The 16,905-nt window shown below is 60.9% G+C and carries 13 protein-coding genes and 2 pseudogenes; 6 read left to right on the top strand and 9 right to left on the bottom strand.

Annotated elements, in window-relative coordinates; genetic code table 11:
* Nucleotides 1–53 precede the first annotated feature (53 nt).
* Nucleotides 54–851 carry a hypothetical protein gene (locus ACPEE0_RS03770; protein WP_424573942.1) on the top strand — a complete coding sequence of 266 codons (798 nt, stop codon included), beginning with the start codon at nucleotides 54–56 and terminating at the stop codon, nucleotides 849–851.
* A 328-nt stretch (nucleotides 852–1,179) separates the two neighbouring features.
* On the opposite strand, the gene ACPEE0_RS03765 is transcribed toward ACPEE0_RS03770, so the two are convergent.
* Nucleotides 1,180–2,211: a glycosyltransferase gene (locus tag ACPEE0_RS03765; protein ID WP_424573941.1), complete on the bottom strand. Its 1,032-nt coding sequence runs from the start codon at nucleotides 2,209–2,211 to the stop codon at nucleotides 1,180–1,182.
* 402 nt (nucleotides 2,212–2,613) lie between these two features.
* On the opposite strand from ACPEE0_RS03765, the gene ACPEE0_RS03760 reads away from it, so the two are divergent.
* From ACPEE0_RS03760 to ACPEE0_RS03745, 4 genes and pseudogenes are all read left to right on the top strand, one after another.
* Nucleotides 2,614–3,999: a sugar transferase gene (locus tag ACPEE0_RS03760; protein WP_424573940.1), complete on the top strand. Its 1,386-nt coding sequence runs from the start codon at nucleotides 2,614–2,616 to the stop codon at nucleotides 3,997–3,999.
* Between the two features lie 294 nt (nucleotides 4,000–4,293).
* Nucleotides 4,294–5,951, top strand: a pseudogene (locus ACPEE0_RS03755) (DUF4012 domain-containing protein).
* A gap of 180 nt (nucleotides 5,952–6,131) precedes the next feature.
* Nucleotides 6,132–6,737 (top strand): LPXTG cell wall anchor domain-containing protein, encoded by a 606-nt coding sequence (locus ACPEE0_RS03750; RefSeq protein ID WP_424573939.1) that lies wholly within the window; start codon nucleotides 6,132–6,134, stop codon nucleotides 6,735–6,737.
* A gap of 175 nt (nucleotides 6,738–6,912) precedes the next feature.
* Nucleotides 6,913–7,251: pseudogene (locus ACPEE0_RS03745) on the top strand (VanZ family protein); the annotation flags it as partial.
* 126 nt (nucleotides 7,252–7,377) lie between these two features.
* On the opposite strand, the gene galU reads toward ACPEE0_RS03745, so the two are convergent.
* The 6 genes from galU to ACPEE0_RS03715 all read right to left on the bottom strand — a co-directional run bounded on the left by galU (nucleotide 7,378) and on the right by ACPEE0_RS03715 (nucleotide 13,014).
* A complete protein-coding gene (gene galU, locus ACPEE0_RS03740; RefSeq protein ID WP_424573938.1) occupies nucleotides 7,378–8,268 on the bottom strand; it encodes a UTP--glucose-1-phosphate uridylyltransferase GalU in 891 nt (296 codons plus the stop codon).
* A gap of 161 nt (nucleotides 8,269–8,429) precedes the next feature.
* Complete coding sequence (locus ACPEE0_RS03735; protein WP_424573937.1) at nucleotides 8,430–9,332, bottom strand: nucleotidyltransferase family protein; 903 nt, start codon at nucleotides 9,330–9,332, stop codon at nucleotides 8,430–8,432.
* A gap of 9 nt (nucleotides 9,333–9,341) precedes the next feature.
* A complete protein-coding gene (locus tag ACPEE0_RS03730; protein ID WP_424573936.1) occupies nucleotides 9,342–10,919 on the bottom strand; it encodes a polysaccharide biosynthesis tyrosine autokinase in 1,578 nt (525 codons plus the stop codon).
* A 10-nt stretch (nucleotides 10,920–10,929) separates the two neighbouring features.
* Nucleotides 10,930–12,153: an ATP-binding protein gene (locus ACPEE0_RS03725; protein WP_424573935.1), complete on the bottom strand. Its 1,224-nt coding sequence runs from the start codon at nucleotides 12,151–12,153 to the stop codon at nucleotides 10,930–10,932.
* Nucleotides 12,143–12,424 carry a PqqD family protein gene (locus ACPEE0_RS03720; protein ID WP_424573934.1) on the bottom strand — a complete coding sequence of 94 codons (282 nt, stop codon included), beginning with the start codon at nucleotides 12,422–12,424 and terminating at the stop codon, nucleotides 12,143–12,145. Before ACPEE0_RS03720 ends, ACPEE0_RS03725 begins: the two co-directional genes overlap by 11 nt.
* Nucleotides 12,424–13,014, bottom strand: a complete 591-nt coding sequence (locus ACPEE0_RS03715; RefSeq protein ID WP_424573933.1) for a hypothetical protein — start codon at nucleotides 13,012–13,014, stop codon at nucleotides 12,424–12,426. The genes ACPEE0_RS03720 and ACPEE0_RS03715 overlap by 1 nt, the downstream gene beginning before the upstream one ends.
* Nucleotides 13,015–13,280: 266 nt before the next feature.
* On the opposite strand from ACPEE0_RS03715, the gene ACPEE0_RS03710 reads away from it, so the two are divergent.
* Nucleotides 13,281–14,027 (top strand): Ltp family lipoprotein, encoded by a 747-nt coding sequence (locus tag ACPEE0_RS03710; RefSeq protein WP_424573932.1) that lies wholly within the window; start codon nucleotides 13,281–13,283, stop codon nucleotides 14,025–14,027.
* 730 nt (nucleotides 14,028–14,757) lie between these two features.
* Here ACPEE0_RS03710 and ACPEE0_RS03705 read toward each other — a convergent pair.
* Both ACPEE0_RS03705 and paaE read right to left on the bottom strand, forming a co-directional pair.
* Entirely contained in the window at nucleotides 14,758–15,537 is a 780-nt protein-coding gene (locus ACPEE0_RS03705; RefSeq protein ID WP_424573931.1) for an enoyl-CoA hydratase/isomerase family protein, read from the bottom strand.
* 132 nt (nucleotides 15,538–15,669) lie between these two features.
* Entirely contained in the window at nucleotides 15,670–16,896 is a 1,227-nt protein-coding gene (paaE, locus tag ACPEE0_RS03700; RefSeq protein ID WP_424573930.1) for a 1,2-phenylacetyl-CoA epoxidase subunit PaaE, read from the bottom strand.
* Nucleotides 16,897–16,905: the final 9 nt, after the last annotated feature.

Below are 16,905 nucleotides of genomic sequence, written 5' to 3'. Positions count from 1 at the left end.
GCTTTATAGCTCAGCAGCGAACGCGATCACTAATTGCGAATGATGCAATTACCTTGCTTTCCGGCTCTACGAGTATTGCTGTTGCTGGATTCATCAGCCGTGACAGCTCGCTGATGCTTGCATTTTGGGGACTGGCATCCCTCGGGGTGGGAATCATAACGTTGTTCTGGACGGCTACAGTCCCATCACTTCGGAATGCATTTCCTTGGTTGAAATCTACGTGGAAGAGCAGCTCAGCTTACTTTACCGAAAACGCAATGGGAGCCCTTGCTGGATACACGATTGTCGTTATTTTAGCCTTGTTTGTGGCGCCGGAAGAGGTTGCAGCATTTCGCGCCACCCTTGTAGTGTACGGAGTTGCAAATCTGGTTATTCATTTCCTGCGCACTCAAATTCTCCGCGAACTGCACTTAGACATGATTAGTTCAATGGGCGGCCTAACCCGCACCTCTGGCAAGCTGGTTATACCGGTAGCCATTACGATTTCATGCATGCTCGGGGCTCTCATGCTGCTGCCGCAAGACTTGGGAGAGCTACTCCTCCAGGACACTTGGCTTCTAGTAGCCGCACTCTTGCTTCCTGGAGCTCTAAACCGGTTCGCCGCTGGCTTGTCAATAGTTCCAACAATAACTCTGCGTATTCAAGGAATTGCTTGGAAGGCAACCATCATAAAGATGGTGATCCTTGCAGTCTCACTGGTAATAGGTCCGCTTGGTGCTCTCTATGCTGGAGCTGCCGGCGCCTTGCTGGCCGATTCGATATCTTATGCATTGACCGCGATTTTGCTGTTTGCTCTATCCCTACGAGAGGCCAAACGAGCTAAAGCGGCCAAGGATAAGCCTTCGCGCTAACCTCGGATTAGCTGATTGTATAGCGACCCTCACTGTCCCGCGAGATGATTACCGCAATTGGATCCCCTCGCTCGAGTGTGCTTGTCTTCCCTGACTTTCGGAAGATGACACCCAGCAGCTCCGACTGTTTTCCTCAGTTGACGAGGCAGGCCCTGTCCAGCCGTTAGCTTTCCCGACCATGCGCTCCGAGGTACACGGGCGGAACAGTCGCACGGGACTGTGCAGTTACTGGAGTCTGGCGGGGGCTTGGGACTTGCAACGGCGCTGGTCGACGGAGCCGCTCTTCGCTGTGTGTGGTCGGGTCACTAGGGACCCAAAACCCTTCAATTCAATTTGCCAGGGCATATAACTCTTCAAGGGTCTGTCGCTGTTGCTTATCATTGCAGTCCGCTAAAGCTTCATTCACTGCCATTGCCACCTGATCCCTGTATTCTGGGATATCGAGCTTCTGCCAGAAGTCCAGCAGGTCGGACGGCGAGCTGATCCTTAGGGGCATATCTACGCCCTCGAACGCAGGAATGTCCCTCACGACAATGGCGAGGCCCGTAAGTGCTGCTTCCAACACCGCTATCGGAAAGCCTTCCCATCTGGCTGTATGGATATAGACATCCGCTTGGGCAAGATTTTTCAGCGTGTCACTTCGAGAGAGCCATCCGGTTGTGGGGATGCCGGCTTCCTGGAGTAATGCTTCCTTCTCTGCATCTCCTCCTCCGATCCAAAGCGGGTCAATGGCAAACCCGCCCAGCCGCAAGGCATCCACACAATCCCTAAAAAACTGCGGATCCTTTTGTGGTCCCAATCGTCCAGCTCCGACTACACGCAGGGCTGAAGACTTGTCTCGTACCGAGGCGCTCTTGCCGATGTCTCCAGTAGGCACATTAGTCAGAAAAATACTCCTGCTTGAGCTCAGCGGCCATTTGGAAAGGGACTGTTCTCTTCTTGAGCAAGCGGCAAAGATGGTCGTATTAAAGGCCAAAAGCCACTCAGCTACCCAGAAGGTTGATCGGCGAAACAGGCCAACGTCTCTTCTCTCGAAGCCATAGCAGTGGGGAGTGTAGATGATCGGTCGCCTGTCAGTCTTGCGAACAGCAAGACGGGCATAGAGGCCACCAAAACTGGAGTGGGCATGGATTATTGCCTTCGGAAACTGCTTCGCGTGGCGCCGGATACAGGCCACCCTGGTTAGATGGCCCCCATCCATCTTGATCACCTGAGCGAAGCCCGCCATTAAGGACTGATCAACAGGAGCATCTTCTCTTGGGGCATAAATCAGGTGATGCTCCGCACGCGGGTAGTTCCGACCGTAGTCCCTGATCGCACTCGCTACCCCGCCACCATAGCTTTCCGTGACATGGATCACTACCTGTTTTTTGGCTTGCAACTGTTCCCCCAGCCTACGGCTCTTTCGCCCTCTATGGTTTGCAAACAACCTTATCAACATTGCTTCTCGTCGGGGTGTGCGGACGACAACACGATGAGTCGATCTAACGCGCATGACGTCGGTACGTCACGCTTTTACAATCCATTTTGCGACAGAAGTAATTTGCATGCCGTGGCCCGGATAGGCGACGATTATGCGCGTGGTGTCACGACATGCTTGACACTGCACAACGTGTCTGCAGGATGACCATCCGGCACGTAAGCGATAGGGCTCAACGGGGACTGAGCGCCGAGCTATACAACTCCTAACGCCCCGATGATGAAATGAGGGTCTTTGAGTCAGGGCACGGATTGGCGGATTCGATCGTCCAGGCTTCTGGGTGTGGTGGATGCCCTTGTTCTTACCTGGGCGGTTGTAGGCGCTTTTGTCATTCGTTTTGGGGCCGAGGCCAACGTAATGACCGGAAATGAAGCCGCTTACGGCTGGGGGTCCGCAGTACTCATTGCAGTCTGGTGGATCATGCTAGGCGCTTGGAACAGTCGACAAAGCAGAATACTGGGTTCAGGTGCCGATGAGTACAAGCGAGTTGCCGCAGCTTCGTTATGGCTCTTCGGACTCATCGCGATCTTCTCCTACGTATTACGAATAGACACTGCCCGAGGCTATGTGGGAATCGCTCTTCCCGCCGGCCTTCTTGGCCTGTTATTAGCGCGCTGGCTGGTGCGTCAGCACCTGAATGTCGACCGGAACAGCGGCAACAGTATGTATAGGTTGATGCTGCTGGGCGGACCAGGCGCCGTGGCTCACTTAGCAAATTCTCTCAATGGCTCAAAGCAGTCAGGGTATCTTCCGGTCGCTGCTTACACCCCGGGCTCAGAGTCTTCTTCGCAGGTGGATGGGGAGTTCTCCCTACCGGTGCTCGGCAATAGCACGGACCCGAAGCTGATTCTTGAAGCGATCGACAGCTGTAAGGCAGATGCTGTTGCAATTTCAGCAGGAGTGCAGCTCCATCCGCAGGTGCTCCGTCATCTGGGGTGGGAACTGGCATCTAAGAATGTCAGCCTCATCATGGCTCCAGCTTTGACTGATATCGCGGGCCCGCGCATCCACACGCAGCAAGTTGCCGGGCTCCCCTTGATTCACGTGACGACGCCGACCCTTCAAGGCGGGCAAAGGGTAGCCAAGCGACTCTTTGACGTTGCAGTTTCGTGCGTCCTCATCCTTTTGGCATCTCCCTTGATGCTGGTGGTTGCATTGCTTGTCAAACTCGATAGCCCGGGCCCCATTCTGTTCAAACAGGAGCGTGTCGGAATCGAGGGCAAATTATTCAAGATGCTCAAGTTTCGTTCGATGGCGGTCGATGCTGAACAGCGTCTCGCTGAATTGCAGAACGCGAACGAAGGTAGCGGTTTGCTGTTCAAGATGAGGGATGATCCGCGAGTGACGAGGGTGGGGCGAGTCATTCGGAAACTCAGTATCGATGAACTCCCGCAGTTGTTCAACATATTCGGCGGGTCTATGAGCCTGGTGGGGCCGAGACCTCCACTGCCACGAGAAGTCGCTGCCTACGAGCGCGACGTCCGTCGCAGACTGCTTGTGAAGCCAGGACTCACTGGGCTGTGGCAGGTGAGTGGTAGATCCAACTTGTCTTGGCAGGATTCAGTCCGACTCGATTTGTACTACGTCGAAAATTGGTCATTGACCGGAGACTTGGTCATCCTGCTGCGGACGGTCAGGGTTGTCTTGAACAGCACAGGGGCTTATTGAACTGCAGGCATTAGCCTCCCACCCTTTAACTAGCCCGTGATCATGACCTTCCGAGCTGGCAGACCATTGCCAGCCAGAGGGCACTGCCGACGTAGGCGACAAGCGCGCCACTTCACAGCGGAACCATCGAAAGTAAGGAAGTGAGCCGAATGTCCATCAGGCGAAGCGGCGGTAGGCTTTGGAAGATCTCCACACCCATCGTTGTTTTTTTTTGTGTTGATAGCGGCATCGGCAGCTTGGCTGCAAAATAGAGCTGGCGTAATTAGAGACGAACTCACGGCAGCAACAGACTTGATGGAACAACTTAAGGACGATGTTGCATCGAAAGACGCGCAAGCTGCATCGTCCGCTGCAGGTGAGCTACGAGCTCACACCGCTGCAGCCAGAGAGGCTGCAAACGATCCCTTATGGACCCTGGCAACAGCCATCCCAGGGATCGGCGCCAACTTCGGCGCCATATCGGAGGTTACTCGGTCTGCAGAGGATGTAGCTGTACTTGGTGTCTCTCCGCTGGTAGACATCTTTTCCACTCTCAAGTGGGAAAAGCTCGTACCTGGCAGCTCTGGGGCGGACCTCGAAGCTATCAAACAGGCTGCACCAAGAATCGCCTCAGCCGCGCATGCTGTGCGAGAGTCCACAAACCGACTGGATGCAATTCCGGTTGAAGGACTGCTGCCGCAAGTATCGGAACCTCTCATCAAAGCACGAGAAGAACTCGCGGCTACAGTCGGTCCTCTGAATGCAGCAGCCAGCACGACGTCACTGGTCCCAGCAATGATGGGAAGCGAAGCCCCTCGCAACTACCTCCTGATGATTCAAAATAATGCCGAAGTTCGTTCATCGGGTGGGATACCTGGGCATTGGCAATTTTGACCTTGGAGGGCGGGAAGATGTCTCTGACCGCTCAAAGCAGTGCTGCGGATGTGGGAAACATGTCACCAACTCTTGCTGTTGATCCTGAGCAAACACAGATCTATACGGGCCGACTTGGTAAATACATGCAAGACGTGAACCTGACGCCAGATTTTCCGACGGCTGCCAGCACCGCACAGGCAATGTGGGAACGAAAGACAGGACAACGCGTCCAGGGTGTGCTGTCCATCGACCCAGTCGTCCTGAGCTACCTTCTATCAGCAACTGGGCCGCTAACCCTGAATGATTCGGAACTAGCAACTGGAGTGGGACTTCCACCCGAACTCACCAGTGAAAATGTCGTCTCCACGCTGCTCTCCGATGCATACGTAAAAATTAAGCGGCCAGAAGATCAAGACAAATACTTCGCCGGAGTTGCTAGGGAAATTTTTGCGTCCCTCTCCGAAGGCCGAGGCGATGCGTTGAAGCTCGTTGACGGCATTGTCAAGGGTGTTGGCGAGGGGCGCGTTCTCGTTTGGTCAGATAGCTCTTCTGAACAGGCCATCCTCGCCAAGTACCCGATCGGGGGTTCCATAACTGGGCCCAGCGTCGCCCCCGCACAGTTTGGGGTTTACTTCAACGACGGAACGGGGGCGAAAATGGACTATTACGTAAAGCGGACTGTGCAACTTCTTGGCACATGTTCCAAGGACGGCTATGCGCAAACCATGGTACGGGTCACCAGCACAAATACAGCCCCGCTTGACGCCGCAACCTCCTTGCCGGCGTATGTAACAGGGGACGGAGTCTTCGGAGTACCTCCTGGAACAGTTCAAACCAACCTGGTGGCCTATGGACCTGCCCAAGCTCATATCCAAACCGTTGATGTTAACGGACAGAAGACGAACTTCGCACCACACAAACATGGTGACAGGCCCGTAGCGGTATTAGCTACGCGATTGGCTCCAGGTGAGACCACGACCGTGGACTTCACGTTTGACAAAATCGTGCAGCATACCGAACCTAACGTGGTTGTCACACCCACTCTTCAATCTGTAAATGAGGTCATACTGCCGTCCAAAACGGCGACCTGCAGCTAGTTTCATGGCCAACCCGTTAACACTATGTAAACCGACTGGATTGAGATTGCCCACAGCGAAGAACAGATGGTACGGTCTTTTTTGGGATACATATCCGTAGTTCTGCACAGGGTCTCGTGCGGAGGGGAATACTCCCCAAAATCGGGTACATCAAAAACTTAAACGTCTCCGGGGGGACACATGAAGAAAACACTCGCAGCACTAGCACTTGCCGGTTCTATCGCACTCGTAGGCGCGGCTCCTTCAATGGCAGCAACCTACCCCGCCCTTCCGCCGCAGGCCGCCGTTTCTGACGGCGTCGTCGGCCCGGGTGAAGACTTCATCTTCAGCGGCCAGGGCTTCCTTGCCGGCGAAACTCTTACCATTACCGTCACCCCGGGCCAGGCGCCGGCTTCGGACGGCGCGAGCATCGCTGGCGGCGCAGCTGTGGCAGCCAAAATCAACCTGTACCTCGCCCCGAGCACTCTCAGCACCACGGCTGACGCCCAGGGTCGCTTCTCGCTGCCCATCGCGATCAGCGAAGCAGGTACGTACTCCATCACGGCAACAGGCAATACCTCTGGCGTCACCGTGGGTCCCGTTACCGTAACTGTTGCGGCTTCCCTGGCTAACACCGGTGGTGCGCCGCTTGCAAACACTGGCGGCAGCTCGGCCACTGGCTTGGCCAACACGGGTGCCGACTCCGGCCTGGTTCTGTGGACCCTGGTTGGTGCCGGCGCACTGGCTGCTGGTGCAACTTCCGTAGTGGTTGTTCGGCGCCGGGCCAAGGCAGAGGCTGCTGCCTAACAGCATCACTCGCCAACACCGAAGAAGGTGGGTGGTCTCCGGAAAGGAGACCACCCACCTTCTTGGTTTAAGGTTTCGACAAGCTCAACCACCGGGCTCGACAAGTTCAACCACACGGGCCCGAAAGATCAACCACCGGGCTCGACAAGCTCAACCACCGCAGTTCTAGGGGCAGATGAGACTTCTCCACAATCGTCGCTTCTGGCGAATCACACTCGGCGTCATGCTCATTCCCTTAGCTTTCATAGCCTATTGGCCTAGCCCGGTAGATCAACCCATTCAGGGACAGCTCGCCAGCATCCTGGGTTTCCTTCATCGTCATGGAATGCCCAACTGGTTCAGTTACATGTTCATTGAGGCCTCTGCCAATGTGGCGTTATTTGTGCCGCTTGGATTCGCCGGTGCCTTCGCGTTTCCGGAAAAACGATTGTGGCAGCTGGGGGCTTTCGGGTTGCTTATTTCCTGCTGCATGGAGCTCGGCCAGCTTCTGTTTCTCCACAACCGCTTTTCAAGCCCCGTGGACCTGGTGACAAACACGTCAGGAGCAGTCATCGGCGCCCTGCTGGCTGCTGTGGCGGTTAAAGCCTGGAGGCCCGGCGCCTCTCGGCAGCGGACCTCCAGTAGGTTGAACGGGCCGGCGCTAGTTTACAAAGCCCTTCATCCAGGTCTTCAGATCCTCACCGAACTCAACGCGCTCAGATGCCAGCGTGATGACGGCCTTGAGGTAGCTCAGTTTGTCTCCAGTATCGAAACGGCGGCCCTTGAAGACCACACCGTACACGCCGGAGCCTTCGCCCTCGCCGGCAGCAAGTGTCTGCAGGGCATCGGTCAGCTGGATTTCGTTGCCACGGCCGGGCGGGGTGTTCTCGAGAACGCCGAACACGGACGGATGCAGCACGTAACGGCCGATCACGGCCAGGTTGGACGGCGCCTCGCCCACGGCCGGCTTCTCCACCAGGCTGTTCACGCGGACATAGTCCTCGCCCTCAATGGCTGTTATGTCCGCACAGCCGTAGGCACTGATCTGTGAGGGATCCACCTCGATCAGGGCGATCACCGAACCACCGGTCTTCTGCTGCACCTCCATCATGGTGCTCAGCAGGGTCTCGGCCTCGTCAATGAGGTCATCGCCTAGCAGGACGGCAAATGGCTCGTTGCCCACATGCTGCTTAGCGCACAGGACCGCGTGGCCCAGGCCCTTGGCCTCGCCCTGGCGGACATAGTGGATAGGACCCAATTCCGAAGCGTATTGGATAGACTCCAGGCGCTCCTTGTCGCCCTTCTCCTCCAGCACACGTTCCAGGCCAGGAGCACGGTCGAAGTGGTCCTCCAGGGCACGCTTGCTGCGGCCCGTAATCATCAGGACGTCGTTGAGGCCCGCGTTGACAGCCTCCTCCACCACGTACTGGATGGCCGGACGGTCAACCACCGGCAACATTTCCTTCGGCATCGCCTTAGTGGCGGGCAGGAAGCGAGTTCCCAGTCCGGCAGCAGGAATGACGGCTTTGGTAACAGCTTTCCCCATAGTCATAGGTGAACCTTACAAATTTCGCGGACGGAAAGGCAATTTTGAGGGGTTTCGACAGGCTTGGTTTCGACAAGCTCAACCTCCGGAGGCTTGGTTTCGACGGGCTTGGTTTCGACAGGCTCAACCGCCGGAAGCTGGGTTTCGCCAGGCTTGTTTCGACAAGCTCAACCACCAGCTCTGAGGTCCTTGGCGACTTGAGGAAGGGCGCGGAGGAAACGAGCCCATCTTGCCCGGTGCTGCGTGACCTGCCCGCGCCACGACATGTCCGCATAGATGTTTCTGCCTAGGAAGGCCTGCGGCTGCGGGAAGGCTGCACGCCACAGCAGCCCGGGTTTGGCCCGCCACGGGGCCTGGACAAGGGCTACGAGCCGGGCGCTGCCCGGTTCCCTGGCCAGCAGGCGGTTGCGCCATTCTATGGACGCCTGCGGCCACGCCACAGTGCGCGGATCCTCAAGGAGGCCCTCCAGGAAGGGCCGTACCGCCGCGAGGGAGCCTGTGGCTGCGGCGATCTCCATAAGGCCGGGGACTAGGGCCTGGCGCTGGACCAGTTCTGCCAGGTACGCAAGTTCCTGCCGGCAGGCAGGCAGGTGTGGCGACCTGAGCGCATGCAGTGCCAGGATCTGGATTGCGAGAGCAGGCGACGGAACCCGTATTGTCTGCCCTGCCAGGTCAAACTCTCCCGTGTGAGCCCACATCGCCTCGAAACACTCAGCGGGATCAGCCTCCATCCCAGGAAACCGGAAGTGGACGTCAACGCAGCACGGCCACTCCGGGTGATGAAGGGTGACAGCGTGTTTGGGAAACGTGGTCGTGTCCGGGTCCACAGGGCGCTGGCGCCAGCCACGCTCACGCAAGCCCTGAAGCACGGCCTCGAGGCCGGCAGGGTCCACGAAAACATCCACATCAGCTGATGTTTTGGGCTGCCGAAGCCCTTGCAGCACACTGGCTGGTCCCTTGATGAAGAAGGCGCGGACGCCCAAGCTGTCCGCCACGCGTGCCACCAATGCATGAGCCAGCAGAACCCCCTCGGGGACGCTGAGTTGGGCCTTGTCTGTTTGGTCTGCCACGGACACCGCTTAGCCCTTTGCCCGGCGTCCGCTCAGGGCAGCTTCCACGGCGCTTTCCGCTGGCGTATCCAGCACGGGGCGCGCGGCCTGGGGAGCAGCTGCAGGCATTGCGGCAGGAGTGGAGGTGTACGTGCCGTAGTAGGAGTACGCGTCCGTCCCCCGGGTCGGCACGTAGTTCAGGACAGCACCCAGCACGCGGCCCTTGACCTTGTCCAGGTTCCCCAGGGACTGGGCCAGCTGCTCCTGCGTGGTCCTGCCGGTCCGGATCACCACGATGGCGCCGTCTGCCACGCGTGAGAGGACGGCGGCGTCCGTCACCGGAAGGAGCGGCGGGGCGTCGATCAGGACAACGGCATTTTCGGCGAGGGTATTGAGCATGGTTTTCATGGCCCGAGACCCGAGCAGCTCGCTGGGATTCGGGGGTATGCGGCCCGAGCCAAGGACTGACAGGTTGGGCAGGGCGCCCCACGGCTGCAGGACATCGTCAAGCTCCGCGGTGCCGGTCAGGACATCCGTGACGCCCGCGCCCGGAACCAGGTTGAAAACGTCCACCAGCGTGGGCCGGCGGAGGTCGCCGTCGACCACCACCACGTTCTCGCCGGCCGCCGCCATGGTGACGGCGAGATTGGCGGTGACGGTGGACTTGCCTTCTGCCTGGACGGAGCTGGTCACTACGATGATCCGGGGCGGCTGGTCGACGTCCAGGAAGCTGAGGTTGGTGCGGAGCTCGCGCAGGGCCTCGGCCATCGCTCCCCCGGCGTCGTGGATCTGTTCGGCGGTGCCGGTGTCCAGGACGCTGCTCCTGCCCTCAAGTCGACGGTCCGCGGGAAGGGTGCCGATGGCGGGGACCCCGAACAGCCGCTCGATCTCGGACGCCTGGCGGATGCGGCGGTCGAGGTGCCGGCGGACCACCGCGTAGGCCATGCCGAGCGCCAGGCCCACCAGTGCGCCCAACCCCAGATTCAGCTTGGTGTTGGGGGACGAGGGGCTGGTGGGGAGGACGGCCTTGCCCAGCGGGAGCACCCGGACAGCCGTAGCCGTGGCACCCGCCGGCGTCCCGGCGTCGGGCGTTGCCGCGGTCCCGGACTCGACGGCCGCTTGGGCCGGCGGCACTGTCTCAATCGCTTCCACCTGGGCGGCGAGGCCGTTGACCCATGCATCGGCTACGCGCTGCGCCGTGGCCGGATCAGTCGACTGAGCCGTTACCCGGATCTCCGCGGTGTCCAGCGGAACCTTCACCGTGACGCTGCCAAGGAGCGCGTCAGCCGTGGTCTCCAGCCCCAGGGTGGCGATGACGCGGTCCGCCACAAGCCGCGACTTCGCCACCGACTCATAGTTCTTGACCTTGGCCTTGGCCAGGCTGTCGCCAGCCAGGGAAAGGCTGACGTTGTCGGAGCCGGGCGTCACCACGATGCCGCTGGAGTCCGACGAGTAGATCTTGGGCTGCAGCACCGTCCAGCCAAGCGCCGAGAGCGTGGCCAGCAGGGTGAGGGCGACAATCCCCTTCCAGTACGCCCGGACCACGCGGAGGTAGTCCGTCAGGTCCAGGCCGGGAGGCGCTTCCGCGGCGGCGGCTGGTGTGGTCATGGTGGTTTCCTTACTTTTCCAAAACTGATTCGGCGGCGAGCTGCTGTGCGGCCCGTTCGACGGCGGCCGGGTAGCCTTCCGGCGTGCCGTGTACCCTGGCAACGGCTTCCATCAGGTCCTCCAGCGGGACCGGGGCGGCGGCTGCTTCCCAGATGGCCGGGCCGATCCCGCTGAGCCGCACCACGTGGTTCTCCAGCATCACCAGGAGGTCGCCCCCGACGGCCACGGCATCCTGGGCTGGTGCGCGCCGGAAGGCGTCCTGCGGGATGTCTTCTGTGCCGGCACTTTCGGTCACTTTGGCTTCCCATTCCGGCTCCGGCCGCGGCTGTTCGCGGAACAACGGTTCCAGAACCGCCGGCAGGTCTTCAGCTTCCGAGTAGGTCACCTGCCACACTCCCCCGACGTCGTCGATCAGGTGGCAGAGCGACTGCAGCGGCGCCCCGATCTTGGCCTGCGAGGACGTCTCCGGGAGCAGGGCGAGCACGGCGTCGGCCAGCGGGACTTTTTTCAGTACCGGGGCCATCGGGACGCCGCCTTGGACCCGGTCAAGCAGCACGATGGACTGGATGAAGGGCATGGCAATGACCGGCAGGAGCCCCAGCTCGTCCGGCCCCACCTGCCGCTTGTACGGACTGCGGCCGTGCTTCACGGACAGCGGCTTGGGGTACGGCACCACGGAGCCGTCATGGGCGATGGCCACTGTCTCATCCGTGACGTACCCGTAGCTCTTGGCCAGCACGGACGCCGCGGTGGTCTTGCCCGATCCCGACTTGGCCACCAGCGCCACCACGGCGCCCGTCAGAGGATCCGCGACACCGCACGCATGCAACATCGTCAGCTCGCCCGCGTTGGCCAGGATCGCGGCCAGCGTGAGCCTGGTGGTGAGGGTCTCGGCCAGCTCCTCAAAGGAAGCTGCCTGCAGGTGGAACGTGCCGCCGTCGTGCGTCACGGACCGGTGGGCAACGGACGCCGTGAACGGCAGGTCAGCGGTGGGTTCCTCGGGGAGCGGCGGCAGCATGCGCTGGCGGACGCTGGCGCAGCGTGACCACGCCGCGCTCATGCCCTCCCGCTGCTGCCGGGTGACAGCACGGCCCCACCGCACACCGAACTGCACGCCCAGGACGTCCACGCACAGCAGGTCGCTGCCTTTCGCCAGCTCCTCGAACAGCCGCTTCTCCCAGGAGACCAGCGCATTCCGCACCGTGCTCCCGGGGAAAAAGCTGCTAGTGGCCACTGCCGGGCGCAGCCTCGATCAGGCGCTGTGCCTCCAGGCTGGCCAGGAAGTCTTCCACCTGGGAGTGCATCTGCCCTGTCCGGTCCTCGAAGGTGGCCTCAAGCTCCGCGAGGATGGACTGCTCTGTCCGCTGGCCGTCGATCAGGTCCCAGATGACCGCTGCCGGGCCTTCCAGGACCACGGGCTGGGTTGCGTCCACATGGAGCAGGGCCACCCGGCTCCGGCGTTCGCTGCATACTTCGGCCACCAGGCCGCCACGTTTCCAGACCATCAGTAATTGACCGTGATGGTGCCGGTCAGGACCCGGTCCGTGTTGTCGGGAAGACGCAGGGTGATCGTCAAAGTGTAGGTGTAGGTGGTCTTGCTCGGCCCTGATCCCGTAAGCCGCTGGTACTGGTAGGTCATGGGGAAGTTCAGCGTCTGGCCGGCCGTCATGCCGCCGGCGTAGACGAAGGTGGCGTTGTACTCGAACGTGTTCGTGTATGGCACTGCAGCCGGTGTCAGCGTTGCAGTGGACAGGGCTTGAAGCCCTGCGCCCGCAATTACTGTTCCCACCGGCTTGATGTTTACGGTGCCGCTGATCACGCCCGTGAAGGCACTGCCGGCATTGGTGACCTGAAACCCCGTGGGGCCGGTTCCGGTGTGGTTGGTTCCTGATCCGGTGCCGGTTGAGCTCACAAACGAGATGGCCGATCCCGTGCCCACCAGCGCTGTGGTCGCGCTGATGCCGGACGCTGCTGCCGCCGGCGCGGCGATTGCTGTTGCGATGACAGGCAGGGACCAGGCGACACCTGCGACTACCCTGCGGCGGCTCACACCGCTTTCGTTGGCAACGACTTCTTCCTGCAAGATCTCAGACAAATAAGCCCCCAGAGTAGTTTTTGAGCATGGTCAGCTGCCTCTAGCCGACGCTGTGCTTTTTTGCCGGCGAACTCCGGCCTCTTCTACTCTTTCCAACGGGGATAAAGATCCCTGCAAGTGGGACTCAAGCTTCAGTCAAGATCTCCTTTCGGTTACATCAATAATTTGCCTGCAATATGCGACATTCTCGACCTAAAATTCGATTCATCGAAGCCATCACGGCTGAGAGTGACAATCTGTCTCAGGTCGCGTCAAAGGGGAACACGATGAGCACCGGAATAACACCACCACCAGCACCCAGTCAGCCGCCGGTCGGCGAAAGTCAGAAAAAGCCGCTCTGGAAAAAGAAGCGTTTTATCATTCCGGCGGCAATCATTGTGTTTTTCATCATTGTTGGTGCGTGCAGCGGCGGCAATCGGCAATCGAGCACAACCGTTGATTCCGCGCCGACATCTACCGCAGCGCCGACACCGGCAGACGCTGCTTCCCAACCGCCTACCGAGCAACCGCCCGCCGAGCAACCACCCGCAGCCAACGAGCCCAACGGGACCCCGGCACAGCTTCAGGCCTTGGCGGCTGCGAAGGGATACCTTAGCTCCGGCATCGGATTCTCTCAGGCTTCTCTCACCGCACAGCTAACCTCTAGCTTCGGAAATAAGTTTGCGCAGGCGGATGCCGAGTGGGCCGTGGCAAATTCTGGCGCCGACTGGAACGATCAGGCGCTCAAAGCAGCGAAGGGTTATCTGACCTCGGGAATTGGCTTTTCCGAGGCCTCGCTTACCAAGCAGCTGACCTCAAGCGCCGGCAACCAGTTCACGCCAGAGCAGGCCGCCTACGCAGTAGCAAACTCGGGTGCCGACTGGAATGAGCAAGCCGTCAGAGCCGCAAAGGGATATATGGACTCAGGTATGGGCTTTTCCCGCGAAAGGCTGATCGATCAGCTGACCAGCCCTTTCGGCAACCAATTCACGCCGGAACAGGCTGAATACGCCGCCACCCAAGTGGGGCTCTAGTACGGAGACGTATATGCGAGAGCTGGGCGCTGCGGGGGAACTATGTCAGGTTTCCGGCGGCGCCCAGCTCGCTCTTGAGTCGTCTCTGTTGTGACGAAGGGGCCGAGCCTATACTCGTGGTACCGAAAATCGCTGCATTGCAGGGACGGGATCGTTGGAAAGGTCGCGGTCAGCCGTGGTCGGAAACCCATTCAGGAACAGCCACCGCTCCCACAAAAGTGAGGCTAAAGAGGGCCCTCAGCGGACATCCTGGTTGAAGCGCGAGGACGCCGCCATCGCCCACGGCCACAGCAGCCTCTTCTTCCTGGCACACGACAATCCACCCCCTCCCTCTGCTACGTGCATTCAGGGACACGAGCTTTTGCCGGGGAAACCACCTGCAGCCACGGCCACCCAGTCGGTTGACCTTGCAGGGCGATAGCCGCCGGGCCTTCTAGTTCCAGACCAGAAGGCTGGGTCGCAACCGCCTACCACCACCGGCGTAACGCCCAACCCTCGGAAGCGCCATCCCCGCCATAAGCGTCTTTACCGCAGCGCAGGCATCGTTTGTAGAGGTCCCCGTCGTCGGTATGTTCACCATGCCATTGATGGTGGATATTGAACTTGCACAGCATTGCAGCGAGCACGGTCCTCTCCCATCCGCCGGCGGCCGCTCAGCCCGACAACCAACAGCGCTATAAAGCCAATGATGGCCCTCTTGCAGGCTAGGGAGAAGAGACGGAAATAGCGGTTATCCCTTAAAGACCGGTTCGCGCTTCTCCTGGAACGCCCGGAACCCTTCGGCATAGTCCTCGGTCTTGCAGAGCCGTGCCTGCTCGGCATTTTCCTCCTGCATGGCCTCCCACAGGCCCAGGCGCTGGTCCCGGATGTGCGCCACCAGCTCCTTGCTGGCCACGAACGCGCCGGTGGCACCGGAGGCCACCCGGGCCACGATCTCCCGGGTGCTGTCCAGCAGCGTGTCCGCAGGCATGGCCCGGCTGAACATTCCCTGGGCAACAGCCTCGGCGCCGGAGATCAGGTCCGCCGTGTAGATCAGGTCCAGCGTCCGGTGCATGCCCAGCCGCTCGGTGAAGTACCAGTGCCCGCCCGAGTCCAGCGTGGCGCCCAGCTTCGCGAACGGGGAGCCGAACTTCGCGTTCTCCGCCACGTACACCACGTCCGTGGCCAGCACCAGCCCCAGCCCCACGCCCAGGCACGCGCCCTGCACCGCAGCGAACGTCGGTGCCGGGAAGTCCGCCATCTTCTTCAGCAGCGGCTCCACCAGCCCGCCCAAGTACGCGGCGGCGTCGTCGCTCTCCGGCGTCACGTGCTGGATGTCGCGGCCCGCGCAGAAGGCGCGTCCCTCCCCCCGCAGCAGCAGCGCCCGCACCTCACCGCGCTCGGCGGCGGCAGCAGCGTCGTCGTACGCCTGGCGCAGCTCGTTGAGCGCATGCTCGTCCAGCGAGTTCAGCTTCTGCGGGGCGTTCAGGACAACTTCGGCCACGCCGTTGCTGATGGAGAGGGAGATCATGGGTCCTTCTTTCTGGGTTTCGACAGGCTGGGTTTCGACAGGCTCAACCACCGGGTTTCGACGGCTCGGTTTCGACGGTTTCGACAAGCTCAACCACCGGGTCTTGGTTTCGACAGGCTCAACCACCGGCCGTTAGACGTCGAAGTCGACGGTGACTTCCTTGCTGGTGGGGTGGCTCTGGCAGGTCAGGACGTACCCCTTGTCCAGCTCATCCTGCTCCAGCGCGTAGTTTTCGTCCATGGTCACGCTGCCGGTGACCACCTTGGCCCGGCACGTGCCGCACACTCCCCCGGCGCACGCGAACGGCACATCCGGCCGGACCCGCAGCGCTGCGTTGAGGATCGACTCGCGGGCGTGCGTGGGGCTGGCCACCTCGCCTTGCAAGCCGTCCAGCTTGAACGTGATCTTGTACGTCTCCTTGGACTCGTCCACCAGCACGGGACGGCCGGCGTGGCCCTCCGGGCGGTCCGGCTTGCCGGGGGTGAACAGCTCGAACCGGACGTTCTCCGGCTTCACGCCGCGCTCGGCCAGGGTGTCCCGGCACAGCTGCACCAGCTCGAACGGCCCGCACAGGAACCACTCATCCACGTCGTCCGCGTGGATGGCGGTGCCCAGCAGCTGCTGCAGCTTCTCGGCATCGATCCGGCCGCTCAGCAGCGGCGCGATCCGCTGCTCGCGGGACAGCACGTGGTGGATGGCCAGCCGCTGCGGGTACTTGTCCTTCAGGTCCGCCAGCTCCTCCAGGAACATCACGTCCATGGCGGCTTTGTTGGCGTAGATCAGGTCGAACCTGGTGTCCGGGTTCGCGGCCAGCAGCGTCCGGGCGATCGCGATCACCGGGGTAATCCCCGAGCCGGCCGCGATGGCCACGAACGTGCCCGGCTCGCCCGCCAGGTCCTCCGGGTGGTTCATGGAGTTCATGACGTTCTGCTCCACGGCCACACCGTCCCGGCCGTGCTTGGACACGAACGCGCCCATGGGGCTCATCACGTCCAGGGTGTCCCCGGCCTTCAGCTCGGCGTTGGCCCACGTGGAAAACAGCCCGCCCAGGTCCTTCTTGATGGCCACCCGGATCTCGCTGGTGCCGTCCCCGAAGCTGCGCGGCTCGGCGCAGATGGAGTAGCTGCGGCGGATTTCCTTCGGCTCGCCGGTCTCGTCCGGCAGCGTGGTGCGCAGCGCCACGTACTGGCCGGGCAGGTAATCGAACTGGCCGGCGAGCTCCGCCGGCACGTGGAAGGAGACCTCGATGGCGTCATCGGTCAGCCGGCGCACCTCCTTCACCACAAGGGCGTGGAAGGACGGACGACGGCGGCCGGTCACCTGAGCCTCTTCGGCGGCGGTCTGGCGGACAACAGGCATGGGGCTTCC

Origin of the sequence: Arthrobacter sp. SD76, assembly GCF_049726125.1 — a bacterium.
Classification (GTDB): domain Bacteria; phylum Actinomycetota; class Actinomycetes; order Actinomycetales; family Micrococcaceae; genus Arthrobacter; species Arthrobacter nitrophenolicus.
This window is presented reverse-complemented; position numbering and strand designations above follow the sequence as displayed.